Below are 6,000 nucleotides of genomic sequence, written 5' to 3'. Positions count from 1 at the left end.
CGAGGCGGCGCTGATGTCGATGAGTCCCGACAGTGTGATCGAGGACCGCGACACCATCACCGACCTGGTGGAAAACGTCACCATCACCCCCGAGGTTGCCGGGCACTCCACCTTGGATGCGGTTGTCCCCGCCCACTATGGGGTGTTCTTCACAACGCAGATCGAGGCGCTGATCGAGGAACGCACCTGCCGCAAGGACCCGCGCCGCGTGGGGTCACTGCGGGTGATCGCCCTTGGGGAGATCACCGGTGTGCCCGGCGCGCACCTCGACTGCGAATGCGGACAAGATGACTGCCCGAAACGAGGTAGCGGCACCGACAGCAATGGGTCGGCCGAAACTCCCGCTGACGCCGAGGATGCGGCAGCGTGGGACGACCTGTTGCCCGAACCCGCCGATGCCGACGCTCCCGAAGTCGAGTTGGTGGAGCCGGTCGTCGAACCCGAGATCCCCGACCCTACTGAACCTTCCACCCCTCCTGAGGTGGCGGTGGCGTTCGGACGGGCCCTGGTCGTACCCGGTGCACCCGTCCTGACGGTGTTGAAGGACCCCGACGGGATTCTCGTGCCCCGGTTGCAGGGATACGGGCCCATCGACCGCGACTACGCCACCACCCTCGCCGACGTAGCGAAAACCATCCACTACCCCGAATCCGCACGCACGGCTGGACCGTTGATCCCGCAGATCTCCGACCGACCCCAAGCCCCACCGGCCGACCCCACCGGACACGGCGGCCACACCATGCCACCACCTGGGGCATTGACCTATGCACCCAGCGCCACACTGCGCGCTGAGGTGCTCGCCAACGACGCCTGGTGCCGATACCCCTACTGCGGGATGCCGTCACACCTGTGCGACCTCGACCACTGGCGACCCTTCAACCACACCGACCCCGAGGCCGGTGGCTGGACGGTGCTCGGTGATCTGATCCCGCTGTGTCGGGCCGATCACCAACGCAAGCACCTTGCGGAGTGGGTACCGACGCTCTACACCGATCGCAGAGTGGAATGGCGCAATCGGCGCACCGGGCAGATCATCGTCACCCACCCGCGGTGACTCCCGGTTCGCCGCCCTTCCCGCCCAGCGCGCCCACGGTGCTCTAGGTTGGTTACACCGGCATCCGGATCGGCGGCTGCCGGACGGCACGGAGGCGTATGGGTTCCTGGTGGGCCCCCCGGTCTTCAAAACCGGTGAGATCGAGTATCTCGGTCTGGCGGGTTCGATTCCCGTCCGCCTCCGCCGTGCCGATCGAACGACCGTGCCGACCGAACGACCGGACTCGAGGAGGTGTCCAATGGGTGCACCCGATCCTCGTCGACACATCCCTCGTACCGACCACCTACTCGCCGATCCGGACATCGCGCAGGACCGAACTCGTCTGGGCGACAAAGTTGTTCGCGAGGCCATTCGTGAAGCACAGGACGCTGCACGCCGCGGCGAGATCGCACCCACAGATGTTGCCGGTTCACTCATCGAGTCCCTACGCCGACGTCGCCCGTCGAGCGCACGGCCGGTCCTCAACGCCACCGGCGTCATCGTGCACACCAACCTCGGGCGCGCGCCGCTATCGGCCGCGGCCCGGGAAGCGGTGGCGGCATCCGCCGGGTACGTCGACGTCGAACTCGATCTGGCCACCGGCGCCAGATCACGACGCGGCACTGCCACCCGCGAGGCCCTGCTCCGCGCCTGCCCGGCGGCCGGCGACGCCCTCGTCGTCAACAACGGGGCCGCCGCACTGGTGCTGACGACCACCGCGCTCGCGATCGGACGTGAGGTGGTGATGAGCCGCGGCGAGATGATCGAGATCGGCGCGGGCTTCCGGCTCACCGACCTGATGGCGTCCACCGGCGCGCGTCTACACGAGATCGGCACCACCAATCGCACCCATGTGCGCGACTACCTCGACGCCATCGGCCCCGACACCGGCTGCGTGCTCAAGGTGCATCCGAGCAATTTCCGCGTCGAGGGATTCACCAGCGAGGTGAGCCTGCCGCAGCTGCACGAGATCTGCGTCGAGCGCGGCGTGCCGCTGGTCGCCGACCTCGGCTCCGGACTCCTGCACCCCGATCCCCTCCTGCCCGATGAACCCGATGCGACCTCGGCACTGCAGGCCGGGGCCGATCTCGTGATCGCCAGCGGCGACAAGCTTCTCGGCGGCCCGCAGGCCGGCATCATGCTCGGTGACGCCGATCTGATCGCCCGACTCTCCAGACATCCGCTGGCGCGGGCGGTGCGCACCGACAAGCTCACCCTCGCCGCCCTCGAGGCCACCCTCGACGGACCGACCCCTCCCGTCACCGCCGCCCTGCACGCCGACCCCGACGACCTCCGCCGCCGCGCCGAACGCCTTGCGGCACAACTCGACGCACCCGTCGTCGCCCATGACGGACGGGTCGGCGGGGGCGGCGCACCCGGTGTCGCGCTACCCGGATGGGCGATCCGACTTCCCGAACACCTCGCATTCCACCTGCGGACCGGCGACCCGGCGGTCCTGCCCCGTGTGCACGACGGCGCCTGCCTGATCGACCTGCGGTGTATCCCCGAGTCCGACGACGACGCCGTCCTCGCCGCCGTCCGGTCCGCCGCGCATGCCGTCACCGACCACACGGCCGATATCAACGGAAACCTTTAGGCCACAGAGGTGTTCGTCGTCGCCACCGCCGGTCACGTCGACCACGGCAAGAGCACACTGGTCCGGGCGCTCACCGGGATCGAACCCGATCGATGGGCCGAGGAACGCCGCCGAGGCCTGACCATCGACCTCGGATTTGCCTGGACCACACTGCCTTCCGGTCGCAACGTCGCATTCGTCGACGTCCCCGGCCACGAGCGTTTCCTGGGTAACATGCTCGCCGGCCTCGGCCCCGCGCCGGTCGTACTGTTCGTCGTGGCCGCCGACGCCGGCTGGCAGGCGCAGTCCGACGACCACCGCGACGCGATCGCCGCTCTCGGCATCACCCGAGGTCTGGTCGTGCTCACCAGGTCGGATCTCGCTGCGCCCGAACGGATCGCGCAAACCCTCACCGAGACGCGCGCCGGACTCGCCGACACCGGGCTCGCCGAAGCGCCCGCGGTGACCGTCTCGGCCACGCGGGGAACGGGGTTGACCCAGATGTGCGCCGCACTCGACGAGATTCTCGCCGGATCACCGACAGCATCCGTCGACGCCCCGATCCGGTTGTGGATCGACCGGTCGTTCACCGTCTCCGGCGCAGGCACCGTGGTCACCGGGACGCTGTCCGCAGGGACCGTGACGGTCGGCGACACCCTCGATCTCCTGACAGCGCAACGCATCCGACGCGTCACCGTTCGCACCATCCAGAGCGAAGAACGAACCCTGGCCTCCATCGGGCCGGTCAGCCGGGTCGCACTGAATCTTCGGGGCATCGACTCCGACGAGATCGCCCGGGGCGACGTGCTACTCTCCCCCGACACCTGGCGGCGCACCGACGTCGTCGATGTCCGGCGCGTCAGCGGTGACGAGTTCACCGATGCACCAATACATCTCACCGCCCACATCGGCAGCGCTGCACTGCCGGCACGGATGCGCCCGCTCGGCGCCGACCACGCGCGACTCACCCTCGACCGGCCACTCCCGTTGATCGTCGGCGACCGGATCGTGTTGCGCGACCCGGGAACCCGCATCGTCGGCGGCGGACAGGTCGTCGACGCCGAGCCGCCGCCGCTGAGTCGTCGCGGTGACGCCGCCCGGCGTGCCGCGAGCCTGGCGGCCCGCCGGCCGACCGACGATCTGCGTTCCGAGGTCGCCCGACGCGGCTCGGTCACCATCACCCACCTGCGCCGTCTCGGCCTGCTCGATGCGGTCGCGGAACCGGGAACACCGCCGGATGGCGTGCTCGTCGTCGGTGACCGCTGGGTCGATGCCGACGACCTCGCTCTCCGCGCACGCCGACTACGGACGGCGGTGCAGACACTGCACCGCGAGGATCCGCTGGCGGCGGGGATCTCCCGCGCCGCGGCGCCGGATCTGCTCGGCCTGCCCGACGACGCCGCGCTCCTCGACGCGGTGATCTCGGCGGCAGGCGTCGAGACGACAGACGGCTACCTCGCGATGCCCGACCGGGGCACCGATCTCGGTCCCGCCGAGGCGGCGATCGCGGCCGTCGAACGACGTCTCGCCGACGATCCGTTCGCCGCACCTGAGGCCGACGACCTCGCCGCGCTCGGCCTCGGCGACCGCGAACTCGCCGCCGCGGAACGTACGGGCCGCCTTCTCCGCCTCGGATCGGGTGTGGTGCTCACGCCGACCGCACCCGCCCTGGCCATGCGCAGCCTCGCGCGGCTGCCGACGCCGTTCACCACCAGCGAGGCCCGTCAGGCCCTGCACACCACGCGCCGCGTGGTGATACCGCTGCTCGAACACCTCGACGCGCGCGGCTGGACCCGTCGTCTCGACGCCGGCCACCGCGAAGTGATCCGGTGATCTGCGACCGGTCCGCCACGACCGCGAGGCACGCCGATTCGGTCGGACCCCGGTTCTGTCGGACCCCGGCCGTAGGCTGACCTCCGTGGCAAAACCGAAGTCGAGCTTCCGCTGCAGCGAGTGCGGTCATCAGGTCCCCAAATGGGTCGGACGCTGCGCCGAATGCAACGCCTGGGGCACCTTCGACGAGGTCACCACCATCAGTGCACCCGGCGGGGCCACCACGACGGTCACCCCGACCAGCCCGGCCGTACCCATCACCGCCGTCGATGCGGCCACGTCAACGGCGATCCCCACCGGAATCGACGAGTTCGACCGCGTCCTCGGGCGCGGAGTGGTGCCCGGCTCGGTGATCCTGCTGGCCGGTGAGCCGGGTGTCGGCAAATCCACGCTGCTGCTCGAGACCGTCAAACACTGGGCGGCCGGTGGCCGGCGCGCGCTCTACATCACCGGCGAGGAATCCGCCGGGCAGGTGCGCATGCGCGCCGAACGGACCGACGCGGTGCACGAGAACATCTACCTCGCCGCCGAATCCGACCTCGCCACCATCCTCGGCCACGTCGACGACGTTGCCCCGTCCCTGGTCATCGTCGACTCGGTGCAGACCGTGGTGGCCACCGGCACCGACGGCGTGACCGGCGGTGTCACCCAGATCCGCGCGGTCACCACCGCACTGGTGTCGCTGGCCAAGAATCGCGGTGTGGCGATCATCCTGGTCGGCCATGTCACCAAGGACGGCGCCGTCGCGGGCCCGCGGTCGCTCGAGCACCTCGTCGACGTGGTCCTGTCGTTCGAGGGCGACCGCCACTCGTCGTTACGGATGGTGCGCGGCATCAAGAACCGCTTCGGCGCCTCCGACGAGGTCGGATGCTTCGAACAACGCGACGACGGCATCCATCAGGTCAGTGATCCCTCGGGAATCTTTGTCCACCAACACGATTCCGACGTCAACGGGTCGGCGACCCTGGTCACCATGGACGGCAAGCGAGCGCTCGCGGGCGAGATCCAGGCACTGACCACGACGACGAACATGGCCACCCCACGCCGCGCGGTCTCCGGTCTCGACTCGCCTCGCGTGGCGATGATCCTCGCGGTCCTGCAGAGCACACTCGAGGTGCCCGTCCACGAGCGCGAGGTGTACGCGGCGACCGTCGGCGGGATGCGCGTGACCGAACCCGCCGCCGACCTCGCCATCGCGCTGGCGGTGTTCTCGTCGATGACCAAGCGGCCGATCCCCCGGACCACCGCCGTCATCGGCGAGGTCGGGCTGGCCGGTGAGGTGCGACGCGTCTCGGCGGTGGCGCGCCGCGTCGGGGAGGCCAAGCGACTGGGATTCAAGCACGTGCTGATCCCCACGGGCACCACCGAGAAGATCCCCGGCGGCATCAAGGTCACACGCGTCGCCACACTCGCAGAGGCGTCGGCGGCGGCATTCACGGCGACGCTGCGGGTTGTCGACGCACCTTTTTGACAAATGCACCGAAATGCACATTGAGAATTGTCTGAGAATCGACACCGAAAATGCCTGATCACCGGGTTGGGTGCGGCGGTTTGGGTG

General features: G+C 69.5%; 4 protein-coding genes and 1 tRNA gene. All 5 read left to right on the top strand.

Features of this window, described 5'->3' with window-relative positions:
• The coding region (locus GOPIP_RS22050; RefSeq protein ID WP_006372024.1) for an HNH endonuclease signature motif containing protein at nucleotides 1–1,054 on the top strand (1,054 nt) is incomplete at its 5' end.
• A 90-nt stretch (nucleotides 1,055–1,144) separates the two neighbouring features.
• A tRNA-Sec gene (locus tag GOPIP_RS22045) sits at nucleotides 1,145–1,237 on the top strand.
• A 55-nt stretch (nucleotides 1,238–1,292) separates the two neighbouring features.
• Complete coding sequence (gene selA, locus GOPIP_RS22040; RefSeq protein ID WP_006372023.1) at nucleotides 1,293–2,630, top strand: L-seryl-tRNA(Sec) selenium transferase; 1,338 nt, start codon at nucleotides 1,293–1,295, stop codon at nucleotides 2,628–2,630.
• Between the two features lie 9 nt (nucleotides 2,631–2,639).
• Nucleotides 2,640–4,442 carry a selenocysteine-specific translation elongation factor gene (selB, locus tag GOPIP_RS22035; protein ID WP_006372022.1) on the top strand — a complete coding sequence of 601 codons (1,803 nt, stop codon included), beginning with the start codon at nucleotides 2,640–2,642 and terminating at the stop codon, nucleotides 4,440–4,442.
• Between the two features lie 85 nt (nucleotides 4,443–4,527).
• Nucleotides 4,528–5,913, top strand: coding sequence for a DNA repair protein RadA (gene radA, locus GOPIP_RS22030; RefSeq protein WP_006372021.1), 1,386 nt, complete (start codon nucleotides 4,528–4,530; stop codon nucleotides 5,911–5,913).
• The last annotated feature ends 87 nt before the right edge of the window (nucleotides 5,914–6,000 follow it).

Source organism: Gordonia polyisoprenivorans NBRC 16320 = JCM 10675 (assembly GCF_000241325.1).
GTDB lineage: Bacteria > Actinomycetota > Actinomycetes > Mycobacteriales > Mycobacteriaceae > Gordonia > Gordonia polyisoprenivorans.
This window is presented reverse-complemented; position numbering and strand designations above follow the sequence as displayed.